This is a genomic window from Streptococcus varani (assembly GCF_001375655.1).
Lineage (GTDB): Bacteria > Bacillota > Bacilli > Lactobacillales > Streptococcaceae > Streptococcus > Streptococcus varani.
On sequence record NZ_CTEN01000003.1, the window covers coordinates 363,014 to 381,477 of the forward strand.

At 39.9% G+C, this 18,464-nt stretch carries 19 protein-coding genes; 2 read left to right on the forward strand and 17 right to left on the reverse strand.

What is annotated here, in order from left to right; translation table 11 throughout:
* Window positions 1-6: 6 nt before the first annotated feature.
* From BN1356_RS07855 to typA, 12 genes are all read right to left on the reverse strand, one after another.
* Window positions 7-801, reverse strand: a complete 795-nt coding sequence (locus BN1356_RS07855; protein ID WP_093650846.1) for a YlmH family RNA-binding protein — start codon at window positions 799-801, stop codon at window positions 7-9.
* 9 nt (window positions 802-810) lie between these two features.
* A complete protein-coding gene (locus BN1356_RS07860) occupies window positions 811-1,071 on the reverse strand; it encodes a YggT family protein (protein ID WP_093650847.1) in 261 nt (86 codons plus the stop codon).
* A gap of 5 nt (window positions 1,072-1,076) precedes the next feature.
* A complete protein-coding gene (sepF, locus tag BN1356_RS07865) occupies window positions 1,077-1,637 on the reverse strand; it encodes a cell division protein SepF (RefSeq protein WP_245620324.1) in 561 nt (186 codons plus the stop codon).
* Between the two features lie 9 nt (window positions 1,638-1,646).
* Complete coding sequence (locus tag BN1356_RS07870; RefSeq protein WP_093650848.1) at window positions 1,647-2,318, reverse strand: YggS family pyridoxal phosphate-dependent enzyme; 672 nt, start codon at window positions 2,316-2,318, stop codon at window positions 1,647-1,649.
* 1 nt (window position 2,319) lies between these two features.
* Entirely contained in the window at window positions 2,320-3,540 is a 1,221-nt protein-coding gene (gene ftsZ, locus BN1356_RS07875; RefSeq protein WP_093650849.1) for a cell division protein FtsZ, read from the reverse strand.
* Between the two features lie 23 nt (window positions 3,541-3,563).
* A complete protein-coding gene (ftsA, locus tag BN1356_RS07880; RefSeq protein WP_093650850.1) occupies window positions 3,564-4,931 on the reverse strand; it encodes a cell division protein FtsA in 1,368 nt (455 codons plus the stop codon).
* A gap of 156 nt (window positions 4,932-5,087) precedes the next feature.
* Window positions 5,088-6,137 carry a cell division protein FtsQ/DivIB gene (locus BN1356_RS07885; RefSeq protein ID WP_176694253.1) on the reverse strand — a complete coding sequence of 350 codons (1,050 nt, stop codon included), beginning with the start codon at window positions 6,135-6,137 and terminating at the stop codon, window positions 5,088-5,090.
* Window positions 6,130-7,206: a UDP-N-acetylglucosamine--N-acetylmuramyl-(pentapeptide) pyrophosphoryl-undecaprenol N-acetylglucosamine transferase gene (locus BN1356_RS07890; protein WP_093650852.1), complete on the reverse strand. Its 1,077-nt coding sequence runs from the start codon at window positions 7,204-7,206 to the stop codon at window positions 6,130-6,132. The genes BN1356_RS07885 and BN1356_RS07890 overlap by 8 nt, the downstream gene beginning before the upstream one ends.
* Window positions 7,203-8,561, reverse strand: coding sequence for a UDP-N-acetylmuramoyl-L-alanine--D-glutamate ligase (gene murD, locus BN1356_RS07895; RefSeq protein ID WP_093650989.1), 1,359 nt, complete (start codon window positions 8,559-8,561; stop codon window positions 7,203-7,205). The genes BN1356_RS07890 and murD overlap by 4 nt, the downstream gene beginning before the upstream one ends.
* A 163-nt stretch (window positions 8,562-8,724) precedes the next feature.
* Window positions 8,725-9,408, reverse strand: a complete 684-nt coding sequence (locus BN1356_RS07900) for a beta/alpha barrel domain-containing protein (RefSeq protein WP_093650853.1) — start codon at window positions 9,406-9,408, stop codon at window positions 8,725-8,727.
* Window positions 9,409-9,937: 529 nt separating this feature from the next.
* Entirely contained in the window at window positions 9,938-10,198 is a 261-nt protein-coding gene (locus BN1356_RS07905; protein WP_093650854.1) for a DUF3165 family protein, read from the reverse strand.
* 148 nt (window positions 10,199-10,346) lie between these two features.
* Window positions 10,347-12,188: a translational GTPase TypA gene (gene typA / locus BN1356_RS07910; RefSeq protein ID WP_093650855.1), complete on the reverse strand. Its 1,842-nt coding sequence runs from the start codon at window positions 12,186-12,188 to the stop codon at window positions 10,347-10,349.
* Between the two features lie 213 nt (window positions 12,189-12,401).
* Here typA and BN1356_RS07915 point away from each other — a divergent pair, with 213 nt between their 5' ends.
* Both BN1356_RS07915 and BN1356_RS07920 read left to right on the forward strand, forming a co-directional pair.
* Window positions 12,402-13,301, forward strand: coding sequence for an excalibur calcium-binding domain-containing protein (locus tag BN1356_RS07915; RefSeq protein ID WP_093650856.1), 900 nt, complete (start codon window positions 12,402-12,404; stop codon window positions 13,299-13,301).
* Window positions 13,302-13,314: 13 nt separating this feature from the next.
* Window positions 13,315-13,740 carry a thioredoxin family protein gene (locus tag BN1356_RS07920; RefSeq protein WP_093650857.1) on the forward strand — a complete coding sequence of 142 codons (426 nt, stop codon included), beginning with the start codon at window positions 13,315-13,317 and terminating at the stop codon, window positions 13,738-13,740.
* 196 nt (window positions 13,741-13,936) lie between these two features.
* Here the strand turns inward: BN1356_RS07920 and asnA are convergent, their stop codons facing one another.
* The 5 genes from asnA to BN1356_RS07945 form a co-directional block, all read right to left on the reverse strand.
* Window positions 13,937-14,929 (reverse strand): aspartate--ammonia ligase, encoded by a 993-nt coding sequence (gene asnA, locus BN1356_RS07925; protein WP_093650858.1) that lies wholly within the window; start codon window positions 14,927-14,929, stop codon window positions 13,937-13,939.
* 142 nt (window positions 14,930-15,071) lie between these two features.
* The gene (locus tag BN1356_RS07930) at window positions 15,072-16,310 is read right to left on the reverse strand and encodes a carbohydrate-binding domain-containing protein (RefSeq protein WP_176694254.1); all 1,239 of its coding nucleotides are present in this window, start codon (window positions 16,308-16,310) and stop codon (window positions 15,072-15,074) included.
* Window positions 16,311-16,389: 79 nt separating this feature from the next.
* On the reverse strand, window positions 16,390-16,773 hold the full coding sequence (locus BN1356_RS07935; protein ID WP_093650860.1) for a rhodanese-like domain-containing protein: 384 nt from the start codon (window positions 16,771-16,773) through the stop codon (window positions 16,390-16,392).
* On the reverse strand, window positions 16,770-16,991 hold the full coding sequence (locus BN1356_RS07940; protein ID WP_093650861.1) for a YqgQ family protein: 222 nt from the start codon (window positions 16,989-16,991) through the stop codon (window positions 16,770-16,772). Before BN1356_RS07940 ends, BN1356_RS07935 begins: the two co-directional genes overlap by 4 nt.
* Before the next feature lie 89 nt (window positions 16,992-17,080).
* Window positions 17,081-18,361, reverse strand: coding sequence for an O-acetylhomoserine aminocarboxypropyltransferase/cysteine synthase family protein (locus BN1356_RS07945; protein WP_093650862.1), 1,281 nt, complete (start codon window positions 18,359-18,361; stop codon window positions 17,081-17,083).
* Window positions 18,362-18,464: the final 103 nt, after the last annotated feature.

Genomic DNA, 18,464 nt, shown 5'->3' on the forward strand with positions numbered 1-18,464 from the left:
CGTCTCCTATTTCTTAATAACTTCAATTTCTACTTTTAATTTACCTTGCTTTGAGTGTCCTAAAAGTTCTCTCAGTTTCAGTCTTCCAAAGCCTCTTACACTGACTAGTTGCCCTATCTCTAAGAGCTTACCAGCTTGTTTCATTTCTTTATAATTAACTTTAACCTGTCCAGATTCTATCAATTTAACTGCATTGGAGCGTGACATTTTAAAGCCTGCTCCAACAAGCTTGTCTAAACGAAGACTGGACAAAAGCAAGTGCATACTTTTAAAATCTTTATTGTTCTCTACCGGAAGAGTTGATAAAGCTTGTTCTTTCCATGTAACAGGGACGCGCGATATTTTAGAAATCGTAGCCCTTGCTAAATCACCAAACCTCTTCTCAAGAATGACAAAAACGCCTTCATCTCCGATAAGAATGTCTCCGATAAAATCTCTTCTGATTCCCAATTGGTTCAAGAGAGTCCCTAAAACCTGAGAATGACTAAGGCTATGAAATTTTTTCGGAAAACAAATTTCAAGAGCCAAGATGTCGAAGTCAGATTCATCTAAAACATAATAATCTGGAGCAATAATAACCCTGACAAATTCTGTCGCCAATATTTGCTGACTAGAATAAGTATTTAGATGAAAATGAGCAGCAATTGATTGGAGAATTTCTACCTCTCTGGGATTGAGAAAAGAGCTTAGATGGTAAGAATAAGACTCTTCAACTTCTTGACAAATACCGATTATTTTTTCAACAAATACTTTTTCTTCAGAAGTAAAATGCTGAAAAATTCCATCTATTTTTTTCATCATATACTAATCTTAAAAGAAAAACATCATTCGGACTAAAATTCTTGAGAGAACATTTAAGAGCATCCAAATCACAAAGACTGTCCAATCCAGACCGAAAAACTGGAGATTCAGTCTTCGAAAAGGAGCAATAACTGGACGAACTAGAGAAACAATCATTTTCCCAAGTGCTGTGTCATAAAGATTTGGAATCCAAGTGAGAATGACATAAGCCAACAAAATGTAAGAATAAAACTCAATAACTCTCAAGAGAATCAAAATAATAAATTGCATATTGCCTACCGCCTCATATCAAAGTCGAATTGAGACTCTGAATGTGCTGAGCTTGCTGAACGCAATTCTTCTATTTTAACTGTTACATTGACAGGTGTCAATAACCACATGGTATTGGATACTTTTTTCAAGTTGCCTGCCAATACAGAACGAGCACCATCTAAGTAATCTAGACATCGGCGAGCTTGTGTCTCTGACATGTATTGGAAATCAATCAAGATACTCGCATTTCCCAAGAGAAGATTAACAATTTCAGTTGCTTCTTCATATTTTTTAGGATATTTGATATCAATCGTTGTTTTTTTAGCATCCGAATCAGATTGCAGCTCTTGCTGACGCTCGTTTAAACGTTGGATATTATTTCCTTCAACGGGGGCTTGTGTGCGAACTGAAGTCCGTCTCATTTCAGCAGGTTCTGTTCTTTCCACGGGTGTTTGCACCGGGGCAATTCTCATTTTTGGAGCGTCATGTTCCATATAATAATCCCCTTCTTCTTTTTCAACTTCAGCAGAATCGTCAATCTCGAAGTATTTAAATATTCCTTTAAAGGTATCTTTCAATGCCACTCTATTTCCTCACTTAAAAAATGCTGTTCCAATGCGGACAAAAGTTGAACCATGTAGGATGGCTTCCTTATAATCGCCACTCATACCCATACTCAATTCTGTAAATGGCATGTTGGCAATTCCCAATTGGGATAATTCCTTTTGTAAAGCATGTGCTTTTGAAAAAATTTCATCCAGTTGCTTCTTATCAGCATCAAAAGGTGCCATAGTCATAAGACCAACTAACTCAATTTTATCATAGTTTCTGATTGCTTTGATGGCTTGACGGATTTCTTCTACCATAAACCCATGTTTGCTCTCTTCTCTCGAAATATTTACCTGAAGAAAGCATTTGATAGTTTTATTGGCTCTTTTTTGAATTTCAGTTGCTAACTTGATAGAATCCAAGGCATGGAAATAATCAAGATAATTGATGATATCCTTTACTTTTCGTCTTTGCAGACTACCAATCAGGTGCCAAGTCAAATTCTCATCCGCTAGAACTTCATATTTTTCTAGGAACTTATCAACTCTATTTTCACCGATATGATCAATCCCGGTTTTTATCAGTTCTTTAGCAATAGAGCTGTCAACATACTTTGTGACAGCTATTATTTTTACTGAATTATGTGGACGATGAGCTTCTCTCGTTGCATGTGCAACTGCTTGAAAAACTTCATCCCTATTTTTTTGAAAATCCATCTTATCGATTTCTAAAGAATGGCGGTGTATCTAATTCATCTTCTTCATCTTCAATAGCAAATTTTTCTACTGAAACGGATGAATGTCCCTCAGTGTCATGATTTCTAAGAATATTTTCACGACGGAGATCCCATTCGCCAAAAGCTGTTGCCTTTGGTGCTTCTGTTTGAGTTTTTGTAGCCACCGGAGTTGGGATGTCATAACGACTTGGACGTGTCAAGGCACTGGATACCTCGCGTTGAAGAGGAGATTTTTTCCCAGCATTGTCCTGACGAACACCTGTTGCCACAACGGTCACACGAATTTCATCCTTCATGCTATCATCGATAGATGTACCCAACCAGATATTCACACCTTGGCCAGCTGCTTGATGAACGATTTCTGAAGCTTCTTCTGCTTCTGTCAAGGTCATATCGTAACCACCAGTTACGTTGACGATAACATCCTCTGCTCCATCAATTGTAGTTTCAAGAAGCGGAGAATAAATCGCTTTACGAGCTGCTTCAAGGACGCGTTCTTCTCCAGTACCGATACCGATACCCATGAGAGCATTTCCCTTGTTTTCCATAACCGATTTAACATCTGCAAAGTCCAAGTTGATGAGACCTGGATTTGTAATCAAGTCTGTAATACCTTGCACACCTTGGCGAAGAACATTATCCGCTTCGCTGAGTGCTTCAATCAGTGGAGTCTTCTTATCAACGATTTCAAGCAAGTTATTGTTTGAGATAATCAAGAGAGTATCCACTTGTTCACGGAGCCCGTCAATACCTTCAATAGCGAAGTTTCCACGTTTGTTACCTTCAAAGCCAAATGGTCGTGTTACAACTGCAACTGTTAAAGCACCTAAGCCTTTAGCAATCCGTGCAATGACTGGTGCTGCTCCAGTACCGGAGCCTCCGCCCATACCTGCTGTTATGAAGACCATGTCAGAACCTGTAAGGATATTTGTCAAAGATTCTTCACTTTCCTCAGCAGCTTTACGTCCAACTTCAGGATTTCCTCCAGCACCTAAACCACGCGTTAATTTAGGACCCAATTGGATAACTGTCTCCGCTTTAGAACTGCTAAGTGCTTGAACATCTGTGTTTGCAGCGATAAATTCCACACCTGCAACACCCTCTTCAATCATGCGGTTAATAGCGTTACCACCGCCACCACCGACACCAATAACTTTAATGACAGCACCTTGAGCAGCTGCTGTTTCAAATGAAAATGTCATAGTTTTAATCACCTTTTCTTATTTTACTCAAACATGCTTCCGAAGAAACCACGAAGACGATCGCCGATATTCGTTTTTGGCTCTTCCTCTTCTCTCTTGTCAGTGTAAATAGGAGTCTCGACTTGGACTTCCTCTTCAGCTTTTGGTTCTGACTTCGAAATAATTGGTAGGTTAGTAGGTCGTTTTGAAGTCATTGGAATCTCAACTGGTTTTTGACGAAGAGTTGCTTCACCATTAACCGCTACCTGAGCAATCTTTTCAACATCATCCAAATTACCGACATACTCAACAATACTAATCACATGAGCAAAGGATGGGTTACGGATGCCGATTTGATTTGGTACATATAATTTTGTATTGACACCAAAGATTTCTTGAGCTAACTCTGCGATGCCAGGTAAAATTGCACCACCACCGACGAGTACAACACCGCCAGGAAAGTCTAAAGCACGAGTCCGTTCCAAATCTTGTTTCACTTTTGTAAAAATCTGGCGAAGACGTGCCGAAATTACTTCTGACAAGTAACGCTCAGTGACTTCAACAGGATTGCTCTCACCAATCACTTCAACTGTAAATTTTTCTTTTTCCGTTGCTTGTTGTGGATAAGCGATACCGTAATTGAACTTAAGGTTTTCGGCAATACTTTGTGAAGTTGTCAAGACTTTGGAGATATCTTTTGTGATATAGTCTCCACCTTCTTGGTAAACATTGGTATATTGCAACTCTTGTCCGCGCATAACTGCGACGGTGGTTTGACCACCACCAAGATCAATGACAGTTGCACCGAATTCCTTCTCGCCCTCATTTAGAATAGAGCGAGTCAAGGCCAATGGAGAAATCACAACATTTTCTACTTGAACGCCTGCACGTTCAACAGTTTTGCGAAGGTTGTGCAAAATAGTACGCGGACCAGTATACAACAAACCGCGCATCTCTAAACGAATCCCCATCATACCACGTGGATCTTTAATTCCTTGGAAACCATCCACTACAAACTCTTCGGGTACAAAAGAAATAACTTCACGTTCTGGAGTCATACTTTTTGTCAAAGCTGATTTAACGACATTTTCAACATCCACATCAGTGATTTCCTGTGAATTGGTGGTCACAGGAATCATTCCTTGAGTTGGCTCAATCTGCAAAAGGTTTGCTGGCAAGCCAACATTAACCTTATCAATGCGAATACCTGCTTTTTCCTCTGCTTGAGAAAGAGCCGTTTTAATCGCCTCCGCAGCAACATCAATATTAATTATAATACCGTCCTTGACTCCAGCACTTTTCACATTGCTAACGCCAATCACGTTCATTTGTCCATCAATATATTCAGCAACCAATACTTTGATTGTGCTGGTTCCTATATCTAATCCCGTAAAAAAGCCATTCCTAGCCATTCTATCAGTCCCCTCTTACTTCCGACTTTTTAAAATTTACTCCTATTTAGGAAAAATAGAATTATTCATCCTCCATTATAACATACAATCTTTTAAAATGGGGAGAATAACCGCTTTTTCAATATTTTTTTATCTGTTTTTAGACATTTATCTTGGCTATTGGCTGGCGTAACTAAAAATACCAACTTCCATGTCAATGACGCTAACCACCTCTAACTGAGGAGCAATTTTTTCGTAATAAGGTAACTTAAAATCAATATCTGAAAGCGGAATCAAAATTTTGTTTCCATTCATCATCGTTAATGTCAAGAGATCATTGGTTACCTTGCTTGGTGTCAGATGAATATCTCGGATGTCACTTAAAACAACTTGATTGACAGTAGCCAACTGCAAAACCAAATCTTTAACTAACTCAGGATCCGTCAAATAAATAGTTGTGTAGACTGGTGGCAATTGATCGTGGGGAGTTTCCGTATCTGCAATTTCTCCACTGGATAAAACCGAATAATATTTCTCACCTCGTTTGACATAACCAATTTGCTTATATTCTTGTATAGAGATGGTGAACTTATTTGGAAAAGTATAAGTCATTTTTGCATCTTTAACCCAGGTATTACTATGCTTAATATTTCGTTCATGACCAGACTTATTGAGAAGAGTTGTCAGAACGTAATCCTCTTCTTGAATGAGACTATCTTTTACAATTTCCGCAGATTCTACATGCGTATTGCCTTCAATTTGAATATTTTTCATTTTACCAATGGGTGTAATAAAATAAAGACAAATAATCACAAAAGAGAGAGCTGTCGAGATAATCGGTATTACTTTCCAGATTAAGCCTTTGGGAAGGGCAGTCTTTGGAGTTTCTTTTGATAATGCATGACTTTCTTCTTTCACATCGACAGATATAGGATCCATCTTTGCTGTTTTTTTCTTTTTAAAAAGGGAGTTTTTTGGAGACTTTGTTTTTTCCTCTTCGATAGGTTTCTCATGCTCTTTTTGACCGGCCAAAAAAGCCTCATGACGTTCCTGCCATTTGAGCAAGAATTCACTTGGTTCTTGGTCTTCTTTTTGAATTTGGTCAGAGTCACTATTTTCTTTAGGTGCAGCCACTTTCGTCTCTGCCACTTCTTCTACAAGTTCTTCTTTTTCCTGATCCTCACCAGAATTCATTTCTTCTGATTCCTGCACATCTTTTTCAGTCATTAGTCCCCTTTCCAACCATATCATCTCTTAAAAGAGCATAGAAACTATCCAGGGATTGGATTTCCTGTGAATGGGCCATATTCTCTAGATAATAGTCTTCTTGAGAAAAAAGATCTTGGATTGATTTTAAGAGTGAGTCAAGATTCAACTGACTTTCATCCAATTGACGAGCATAACCTTTTTCTTCAAAATAGCGAGCATTTTCCAATTGATCCCCTCGACTGGCTTGCTTTCCTAAGGGTACAATTAAATGGAGTTGTTGCATAGCTACCAACTCAAAAATAGTATTTGAACCACCTCTGGTCACAACTAAGTCAGCAGCATCCATGAGTGGTTGATAGAGATCGGTTACATAGTCAACTCGATAGAGATTTTTACTTAAGTTATTGAGCGAAGAATCTCCTGTCAAATTAATGATGTTAAAGCGCTTGGTTAATTCGGCCTGATTTTGACTAATCAAATCATTAAAAACCTTGGCTCCTCCTGATCCGCCAACAAATAAAATCGTTTTCAACTTCTCATCAAAATGAGATAAAATCTCTGGAAGTTGTATCGGGATAACATTGCTTTTTTGCCCCACTTTAGTGACTGCTCCAACATGCTTGACCTTTGTCAAACTTGCTGCTTGTTCAAAGGTTGAATACATGGTGGTCGCAAATTTGTAAGCAATCTTATTTGCCAAACCCATAGACAAGTCAGATTCGTGGATATAAACTGGAATTCCTAATAATTTTGCAGCTACAACCGGCGGCACTGAGACGAAACCTCCCTTAGAAAAGAGGGCCTGCGGTCTGATTTTTACTAGAATAAGAAGAGATTGGAAGACACCCAAAGCAACCTTAAAGACATCCATCAAATTCTGCCAGGAGAAATAGCGACGTAGTTTTCCAGTCGCAATAGAATGAAAGGTTACATCTGATCCTAGTTTAGTGATTTGCTCATGTTCAATGCCGTTCTCATCACCAATATAATGAACTTCCCAACCATCTTTGATAAAGAGAGGAATCAGTATGAGATTGAGAGTTACATGCCCAACCGTTCCTCCACCGGTAAAAACTATTTTATTCATACTTTTTCCTTTATTTGTTCAAAAGTCTTTAAGAAAAGATCCCCTCGAACTTCAAAGTTAGCATACATATCCCAGCTAGCATTGGCTGGACTAAGTAGCACAACATCTCCTTCCTCTGCCAATTCATAAGCCTTGTGCGTCGCATCGGCAATATCGCTTGCATCTACAAAAGAAACTCCAGCCTGATGGGCAGCTCTTTTGAGACGCTCAGCTGATTGACCTAAAAGAACCATTTTCTTCAACCCCTGAAGATCTGCTACCAAGTCATCAAATTCATTGCCACGGTCCAAACCACCGGCAATCAAAACAACCTTGCTATTATCAAATCCTGAGAGAGCTTTTTGAGTCGCTAATATATTGGTCGATTTACTATCATTATAGAAAGAAATACCATTAATCTGACCCACAAATTGAAGGCGATGCTTGACGCCACCAAAGCTAGACAGTGCTCCCTTAATGACTTCGTTGGCGACACCGGATAACTTAGCAGTCGCAATGGTCGCTAAAGCATTTTCAACATTATGACTTCCAGGCACCCCGATTTCACTAACTTGCATGACTGCTTGATCCTTGAAATAGAGGGTTTCCCCATCTAAATAGGCTCCATCTACCTTTTCTCTGGTTGAAAAAGGAACCACGGTCGCTTGCGTGCGGCTGGCCAATTCTTTCGCTTCCTCCTGATTAACATTGAGGACCACAAAATCTTCAGCTGTCATCTGTTTTTGGATATTCCACTTGGCTTCGATGTATTCTTCAAGCGTTCCATGATAATCAATATGAGTGGGCATAAGATTGGTCAAGACGGCAATATGTGGTCTAAAATCCTTGATTCCCATAAGCTGGAAAGAGGAGAGTTCCATAATCAAGAGGTCAGTAGAATTTGCTTCTTGAGCAACGCTGGACGCAGGATATCCGATATTCCCACAAAGCTTAGCAGATTTACCGCCAGCATTTAAAACATCTGCGATCATGGTGGTTGTAGTGGTCTTTCCATTCGAACCAGTGATACCGATAATTGGGGCATCCGAAATCAAGTAAGCCAACTCAACTTCTGTCCAAACTGGCATCACTTTTTGTTGGGCTTTTTCTACCATTGGATTATCATAGCGGATTCCTGGGTTTTTAACTAGGAGGGCAAAATCTTCATCCAAAAGCTCCAAGGGATGACTGCCACAAATCACACGGATACCATCTTCCAACAAGCTTTGAGCTGTAGGATTTTCTTCAAAAGGCTTGCCGTCATTAACCGTGACAATAGCCCCTAATTTATCCAAGAGGCGAGCTGCTGACTCACCAGACCTTGCCAAGCCAAGCACTAAAACTTTTTTATCTTTAAAATCAGTAATGTATTTCATAAGGTTGTCCAATCTTTCTAACTCATCTATTTTACCTTGAATTAGCTCCTTTTTCAAGCCAGAGAGAAAAAACAAGAAAAGAAAGAGCATGGAACTCTTTCTTCGGTTGACTTATTCTATTCAAGATTTCATAAAGATAGCCTCTATTGAAAGAAACCATCAATCAATATCCGTCCTCTTCTTGCTGACGATACTTCTCCATTTTTTTCTTAAAGAGTTCTCCATTACTAGGCGGGGTAAAGGTAATGGCATTGGCTCCAGCTGCAATGGTAGCCTCGATGCTTTCAATACTAGGACCACCTGTTGCAATAATGGGAAAATCAGGGTAGCTTTCACGAATTTTGGCTACGATTGAAGCTGTGTTAGCACCACCACTTACATTCAAAATATCTACACCAGCTTTGATTCGTGAACCGATATCAGCCTTGTCCGAAACAACTGTATAAATAATCGGAATATCGATGCGATCATTGATAGTCTGAATGGTCGATATATCTGTCGGACCATTGACAACCACAGCAACTGCACCCTCTGACTCTGAAAAAAGACTCATATTTGCCGAACGGTCTCCCTTAGTCAGACCACCTCCTACACCAGCAAAAACTGGCACTGAAGAAACTTGCATAATACTTTTTAAAACAGTAGGTGTCGGTGTAAAAGGATAAACAGCTAAGAGAGCATCCGCATTATTATTGGCGATAATGGATACATCCGTCGTGAAAATAATCGATTTGATCCGTCGGCCATAAATCTTAATCCCTGAACATTTTTTGATACTTTCAGGCGCTTCGACAATCTCATGACGTAAATCGGACATGACAGATGGAATTGGTTTTTTCTCAGACATGGGTATACTCCTTACAAATCTATAACTAGCCTCATATGGTCTTTGGAATTAACTTTAATACCTTGTCACTATCAGCTTGCCCTAGTCTAGTTGAGAGAAACTTATTTTCTTCTATCTCCAAGCTCAAACAGTCTATTCCTAGACTGTAAGGGCAACTGACCGTCGTCAGTTTTTTATTTCCAACCTAAAACAGTCTGGGAATAGACTGCTTGAGTTACTTGCGCCTCAGTTCCTAGTATTGAAGCTAATTCACTTGACTATAGTACCATAAAATAGGCAGCTAAAAACCTTTTTTTGGAAGTTTTTCAAAAATATTCTAATCCTGCTTGAGAAAAAGAAAACTAGCGGAAAAGTCGCAGCTAGTTAAAAGTTTTGGGAAGCCTCCTTGGGATGGAATTATGAATGGGCAGTGGTCGGGAAGCATTCGATCCATATAAGCATAAAAAGATTGAAGGTTGGATCAATGGCGACCCTTTCTTCAATCTAATGGTATTTGTTGTTCTATCTATTTAAGAGGACGTTTCAGAAATTATTTTTTTATTCTGAGTTTATCTGATTTTGGCATGAGGTAGATATCTCGCATAGCCCAGATCTCAACTACCAGCATGGATATGCATAACCAAATCTCTGGTGGCGATTGGACAACTCTTAGAAAGCCAAGAACCAAAATGATGACCAATCCTACCAGAAGAAAGACAAGAGCAACTAAATTCATGGTCCCTCGAATATTTTTTGGAGCTGCAAAGATATAAAATAAGAGTAACATGGCAGCAATAATCAAGTAAAACATGAGTGTTCCTCCTCTCTAAATTCAGATATAAAGGGCGGATAAGGACTGACCGTTTGAATATGGTCTTTAAAAGACGCTACTTGACGCTACTTATTGAGCAAAACTCTACATGTTACATTAGCCCATATCCATTTAAACTAGACTTTCTTTATTCCGCTAACTTTTTCTTTTTGTTGGCTTTATCACGCTCTGCCTTGTTCAGGATTTGTTTGCGTAGACGGATAGAAACCGGCGTTACTTCCATGTACTCATCATCATCCAAGAATTCAAGGGATTCTTCCAAGGTCAAGATACGTGGCGTTTTGATAACAGATGTTTGGTCCTTAGTCGCTGAACGGACGTTAGTCATTTGTTTGGCGGTAGTGATGTTCACACCAAGGTCGTTTTCACGCGCATTCTCACCGATGATCATTCCTTCATAAACTTCTGTTCCTGGGTTGACAAAGATGGTACCACGCTCTTCAATACGCATGATGGAATAAGTGGTTGCCTTACCTTGGTCGATCGATACCAAGGCGCCACGGTGACGACCACCGATTTCAGCTTGAACCATTGGCATGTACTGATCAAAGGTGTGGTTCATGATACCATAACCACGAGTCATGGAAAGGAACTCTGTTGAGTATCCGATAAGACCACGAGCTGGGATAGAGAAAATGAGACGAGTTTGGCCATTACCCACCATCTGCATGTCAATCATATCTCCTTTACGCTCTGAAAGGGATTGGATGATGGCACCTTGGTACTCTTCAGGAGTGTCAATTTGCACGCGTTCAAACGGCTCACATTTCACACCATCGATTTCCTTGATGATAACTTCTGGACGAGATACTTGCAATTCATATCCTTCACGACGCATGGTTTCAATCAAAATAGACAAGTGGAGTTCACCACGACCGGATACCGTCCATTTATCTGGTGAATCCGTCGCTTCAACACGCAAGGATACATCTGTTTGCAATTCTGCTAAAAGACGCTCTTCAATCTTACGAGAAGTAATCCATTTCCCTTCACGACCTGCAAACGGTGAGTTGTTCACCAAGAAAGTCATTTGAAGAGTTGGCTCATCGATACGAAGAATCGGAAGAGCTTCTACACAGTCAGTCGGTGTAATGGTTTCTCCAACAAAGATATCTTCCATACCCGAAACGGCAATCAAGTCACCAGCTTTTGCTTCTTTGATTTCTTTGCGGTCAAGACCGAAGAAACCGAACAGTTTGGTCACGCGGAAGTTCTTTGTTGTGCCGTCCAATTTTGAGAGGGTAACTTGATCCCCAACCTTGATGGTTCCACGGAAGACACGACCGATACCGATACGCCCAACGAAGTCATTGTAGTCTAAGAGTGAAACTTGGAACTGCAAAGGCTCATCAGAGTTGTCAACTGGGGCAGGAATATGATCGATAATGGTATCAAAAATCGGTGCCATTGTTGCTTCTTGGTCTGCTACATTGTCAGACATTGAAGATGTCCCGTTAATCGCTGAGGCATAGACAACTGGGAAATCCAATTGTTCATCATCTGCACCCAATTCGATGAAGAGTTCCAAAACTTCGTCCACTACTTCAGCAGGTCGAGCAGATGGTTTATCAATCTTATTGATAACAACGATTGGAATCAAATCTTGTTCTAGAGCTTTTTTTAATACGAAACGGGTTTGTGGCATAGTACCTTCGTAAGAGTCAACGACTAGCACGACACCATCAACCATCTTCATGATACGTTCTACTTCACCACCAAAGTCCGCGTGTCCTGGCGTGTCCAAGATATTAATACGTGTCCCATTATAGTCTACGGCTGTATTTTTAGCCAAGATAGTGATCCCACGTTCTTTTTCAATATCATTTGAATCCATTGCACGCTCATCTAAATTGGTTCGTGCATCTAGAGTTTGCGATTGCTTGAGCAGTTCATCTACTAGCGTTGTTTTTCCGTGGTCAACGTGGGCAATAATGGCAACGTTGCGGATATCATTTCTTAAAGCAGTCATTTTTTCCTCTTAAATTTAAATTATTTTAACTAAAGAATTATAACACAGTTTGATGCAAAATAGCAGAATTAAGACAATGTAAATGTTTTCAACGCATTAACAGAAATTTACTGAGATTAGCAGAAAAAAGTACTACTAAATATTTAGTAAGTTTGAATTTTCTTAGTCCATATGATATACTAAAATAAATATTAAATTTATGGAGAGGTATTTATGAAAAAGGGTGGAATGTTACGTAGCTTATCCCTAGGTGTATTGATTACTAGTTTGCTTATTCCTGTATCTATCTTGGCCCAAGATGGGACATCAAGTACTGTTGAAACATCTCTTTCGACAGTGTCTGATTCAGATACCAGTATAAGTCCAGCGACTACTGAGCCTCTTGTTACAGAAACTCCAATATCCACTACGAGTGAACTCCTTCCGGATACGACACAAGAAACTAGAGAGGTGAGTACTGAGGAAGAAGGTAGCCTTGTTCCAGAGTCAGCTCAAGTATCCATTCCCATCTACCGTCTCTATCATCCGGGAATCGGTAGACATCTCTACACTACTGATGAGAACGAGAAAAATATTCGCTATAATGAAGGATGGGGATACGAGGGAATTGCATGGTACGCTCCAGGTCAAGGGACGCCAGTTTATCGCCTTTATAACGCTACTTTAAAAAATCATCTTTACACACAAGATCGAAATGAAGTACATGTTCTCACTAGCCTACACGGCTGGAAATCGGATTTTAATGGTCAACCAGTTTTCTACTCTGGAGGGGAGATTAGCGTCTATCGTCTCTATAACCGTAATCTCCAAGGTCGTCACCATTGGACAACTGATACGAATGAGTATCGAGTCCTACCAAGCCACGGCTGGACACAAGAGGGCATCAAGTTCAAGGCTCTTCAAATTGGAAAGCCGATCCAAACTCAGTATAAGTATGTCGCAGCTGCTCCTGCGCCAACACCTGCTCCTGCGCCAACACCTCAACCACCACAAGCCTATTATCCAAATTGTACTGCAGTCCGCAATGCTGGTCGAGCACCTATCTATAGGGGGCAACCTGGATTTGGTCCTCATTTAGATCGAGACGGGGATGGGGTAGCTTGTGAAAAATAAAAAGGAGAGTAACATGAAAAAAATAATAACATTTCTTTGCCTAATGGCTTCAACTATTTTTCTAGTTGCTTGTACAAGCCAGTCTAAAACTACTGATGAAAAGAATTTGACAAGCTACCAGAGTATTAGTTTATCTGAAGCAGTTCAAAAGATTCAAAACCAGGAAGATTTTTACCTTTATGTTGGTAGACCAACCTGCCCTTATTGTGTTATCTTCTCTCCAAATCTAGAAAAAGCGATCACTACTACGCAGGTTACCGTTTACTACGTTGACACTGATCAAGAAAAACAAGAAGATGTGAAAATTTTCGCGCAAAAAGAAAATATACAAACGACTCCTAATCTCAGCTATTATAAGGCTGGTAAAAAAATGAAATATTTGGTTAAAGGTAGCGAATCTAGCGTAAAAGAAATTGAAGATTTCCTAACAGAAGAGTAAAAGTAAAAGTAAAAAAACGAATGATCGTAATTGGTTGAAGAACCACTATTGTCATTCGTTTTTTGCTATCTTTTGAACAAACTTGATTTTCTGTGATTTCGAAATTTAGACACTATTTTCACAAAAAATCTTTTCAATATGTAAATGCATCTAAATTTACTAATTTTATGCAAAATAAAAACAGCCAAGGCTGTTTTTATAAGATATTCTCAAATTCTTCTCTAACGGATTCTGGCCATACACTTGAATGGACTTCTCCTATGTGTTTTTTGCGAAGGAGGAACATAGCCAAACGAGACTGTCCGATACCACCTCCGATAGAGAGTGGGAAGAGTCCGTGGAGCAAGGCTTTATGCCATTCAAATTCTAGTCGATCCGTATCTCCTGTGATTTCACACTGACGTTTGAGAGCATCTCCGTCTACACGGATACCCATAGAGGATAACTCAAATGCTGCACCGAGCTGGTCATTCCAGACCAAGATATCTCCGTTAAGTCCTTTGTATCCCTTCTCTGATGGGGTCGTCCAGTCATCATAGTCTGGTGCTCGGCCATCATGTGGTTTACCATCTGCTAGTTCACCACCGATACCAATCAAGAATACAGCTCCATATTCTTTAGCCACTGCATTTTCACGTTCTTTTGGTGTCATTTCTGGGAAACGTTCTACCAATTCTTCTGTGTGGATAAAGGTGATTTGCTTAGGCAAGACAGAATCAATATCATAGCGAGCTTCCACAGCTAATTCCGTTAGGCGAATTGCCTTATAGATTTGCTCAACTGTTTCTTTTAAATAAGCCAAATCACGATGACCATTTGGAATAACTTTTTCCCAATCCCACTGGTCAACATATATGGAATGAATCGGGTCCAGTGAATCTTCATCGGGACGAAGAGCTTTCATATGAACAAAGAGCCCTTCCCCATCGTTAAAACCAAAACGAGCAAGAGTATGGCGTTTCCATTTTGCAAGAGAATGCACTACTTCATAGGTGTGTTCTGGAATCAACTTGACCTTGACAGACACCGGATTTTCAATCCCGGAAAGATTATCTTGCATACCATCTCCAACCCGGCTAAGAATTGGACCTTGAACTTCTACCACTTCAAGTTTATCTTTTAAATACTGCGTAAAAGTGTTTTTAACAAAGGAAATTTCTTCCTGTTGGTGAATAAAACTTTTTTTCATCGTTCTTCCCTTCAAATAATGATATTCCCATTATACGCTTTTTTTGGAACTTGTAAAGTTAAAAAAGAAGAAAAAATTAAATTTTCTGATATTTTAATAATCCCAAAAAATTAAAGAGCAGGTAATTCCTGCTCTAAATCGCTTATGGTGTTGTGGAGGTGGATTTACTTGCTGTAGTTTGTCCATAGCTACCACTTGTCGTAGAAAGGTAATAAACACTACCACCGGTCAGATTTGCTGATGAGTAAGTCACCTTAGCAAATGAGATTGGAGCAGGATAGGAGGCAATTTCATTTCCCGCCGCATCTGTGATGGTTAATGTATCTCCTGCATTGCCATTCAGACCTGCCATGAGGACTTCTTGATGACTTGATGTTAGAGTAACCACTCCTAGTGCAATCAAGCTCCCACCTGTCAATTCTGCGCTTCCACTATAGTTGAAGACGGCTTGTTCACCCATGCTTGCTAAAAAAGTATTGATGCCACCTGCAATGGTAATATCTCCATTGGATAAGACTGGGTTAGCTCCAGAAGTGATATTATTAGTTCCACCATTGATGGTCAGATCAGTTATCGAAGCTTGTCCATCTTTAGCAAGAGAATCCCTGGCAACCATTCCGTTGGTTACAGAAACCAGGTTAGCAGTTCCACCATTGATGACTAAATGTTTGCCTACATATGCTTCATGAGCTGTAGTAACCGTTACGGATCCATTGTTAATCGTTAATTTATTACTTGCTAAAACAGCCGCACCGGCTTCTTGGGATGAGCTTATATGAGTGGTTCCGCCATTGATGGTCAGATTCCCATGTTCTCCTTCCGTTTCATGGAAGGCATAGAGACCAAATCCTCCTGAATCAATGATTAGGTTTCCTGATTCGAGAACCAAATCGTCTGATGCAAAAATTCCATACTGACTCACTTCTGAAATAGCCAAGCTACCATCTCCAGTTAAAGTAATATTGGTTGCTGAAATCCCAGTTTCTTCGCCAGATAAACTATTCTTTGAATCCTTAACCAGATTCAAAACATTCGTGCCTCTAGAGTGTAGGTCCAAAGATGCGAAACTTGCATTATTTAAGCCAATAGTGACATCTTGAGAAATCTCTTCTGATACCTGGATATTTACCTTTTCTGCCTGACCAGTAATCTCATATTGTCCACCAGCATTTATGGTGACAGTATCATTTTCTACCCGAACAGCGTTTGAGGAAGACTGAACACCATTCTCAGACAATTCAATCAAAACGGTTTCCGTCACCGTTTTAGTGCTTTCTTTCCCAAATTCCTTAAAATCTCCCTGTAAATAGGCTACTGTGCCCATTGAAACTGCTCCTAATAAGACTACAAAAGCTGCCAAGACATACAATCGCTTGTTCATCATTACCCACCTTGAATTTATTCTAACACCTAGTATAGCACAGTTGCCCAAAAGAAAAAAGTTTGGAATCGATCCAAACTTAATTGCTTTTCACTTTACCATCCCAAGCATTCAACCCATAACTGAGGATGTAGATATCCGTATAACCTTGTTTTTTTAGATAAAGAGCCGCAGGCGTCACACGTTGACCGCGATCATTTTCATAAAGCAATACAGCCTTGTCTTTACGAATTGCTCCCAAACTTTGCTTGAGTTGCTCATAAGGGATATTGCGAGCCCCAAGAATATGCTTTCTACGGAATTCAACTGGATCACGTAAGTCAATCAATTGTCCCGTAAAAATCTTTTCAGCAAATTCTGCATTTTCCAAGAGTTTTGCTGCTCGTCTCAAACGCCAGTAGTTAAATCCAGCCCAGCCAGCTACAAGAAGGATGGTAGCCACAAGTATATAAAGTGCTTTCATTTTTTATCTCCTATTTTCTTCTGATAGTCCAACTCTAATCTATGCTCACGTCTCAAGACCATTTCAGCCTCAATATAGTCCATCCTATCGATGAGCCCCATCTGGTAAAGCTGACTCAATTCCAATTTCATGACTTCAATTTCATACAGGCGATTAGCCATATAAACAATAATGCCGTAACGCTTGAGCAACTGTTGCACATCATAAAGTGTCTTCATAGGAAAAGTGTAGCAAATTTTTCAGCTTTTTTCAAGACTTTCCACAAATGATGGCTCTCTAAAAACCAGCTGATAAGAATCAGCAATACTTAACTATTTTCCAGAGCGAGAGTTAAATCTTCAATCAAGTCATCTACATTTTCTAGACCGATAGAAAGGCGGATTTGATTGGGAGTAACCCCACAGGCAGTTAGGTCTGCATCAGACATTTGGGCATGAGTAGTCGTGTAGGGATGGACTACTAGTGATTTTGCATCCGCAACATTGGCCAAATTAGAGAAGAGTTCTAGTTGGTCAATTACCGTTCTGGCATCCTGAGAACCACCTTTGACATGGAAGGTAAAAATCGAACCAGCTCCCTTGGGAAAATATTTCCGTGCTAATTCGTAATATGGACTAGATGGCAAACTTGGATAGTTTACTTTCTCAACTTTTGGATGATTTTCCAAAAAATCCACAATTCTCTTTGTGTTCTCAATATGACGATCAACACGAAGGGATAAAGTTTCTAATCCTTGCAAAAGTAGGAAAGCATTAAAGGGCGAGATGGCTGCACCTGTATCACGCAAAAGTTGAACACGTAGGGCTAGGATAAAGGCTGCAGCACCTATGTCACGGCTATAGGAAATATGATGATAAGAAGGATCTTCCTCTACAAACTGCGGAAACTTCCCAGATGCAGCCCAATCAAATTTCCCACTATCCACAATCACTCCTCCAATAGTCGTACCATGACCACCAATAAACTTGGTAGCAGAATGAATAGAAATGTCTACTCCATGATCAAAAACATTGATCAGATAGGGTGTACCAAAGGTATTATCTGCAACCAATGGAATGTTGTGAGAATGAGCAATCTCAGCAACTTTTTCAATATCTGGAATATTGATGAGGGGATTTCCTAAAGTTTCAATCAAGACCAACCTTGTATTGTCTTGAATGGCAGCTTCCAACTCTTCTAAATTTTCAACATCCACAAAGCTTGTAGTAATCCCATAACGTGGGAGAGTTTCCTTAAGAAGATTAAAGGTACCACCGTAGAGAGTAGTTGCAGCTACCACATGGTGACCAGCATGAGCCAGCCCAAGGATTGTGTAGGTCAAGGCAGCCATACCAGAAGCGGTAGCCAAGGCTCCTACTCCCTTTTCGAGGGCAGCCATACGTTCCTCAAAAACAGCTACGGTTGGATTGCCGATACGCGTATAGATATTGCCTGACTTTCTCAAGGCAAAGAGATCTTCGGCATCCTGAACATCCTCAAAAACAAAAGAGGACGTTTGATAAATAGGGACTGCCCGAGATTTAGTTTCTGAATCTGGTGTCTGACCGGCGTGTAATTGCAAGGTTTCAAAATTATATTGGCGCGTCATAAAATCCTCCACTTCTCAACAAAAAATAATTTTCTATTTCATTTTACCCCTTTTCTTTCCCTGTGACTAATACTTATAAAAAAGAAAAAGATATAGTTCTTGG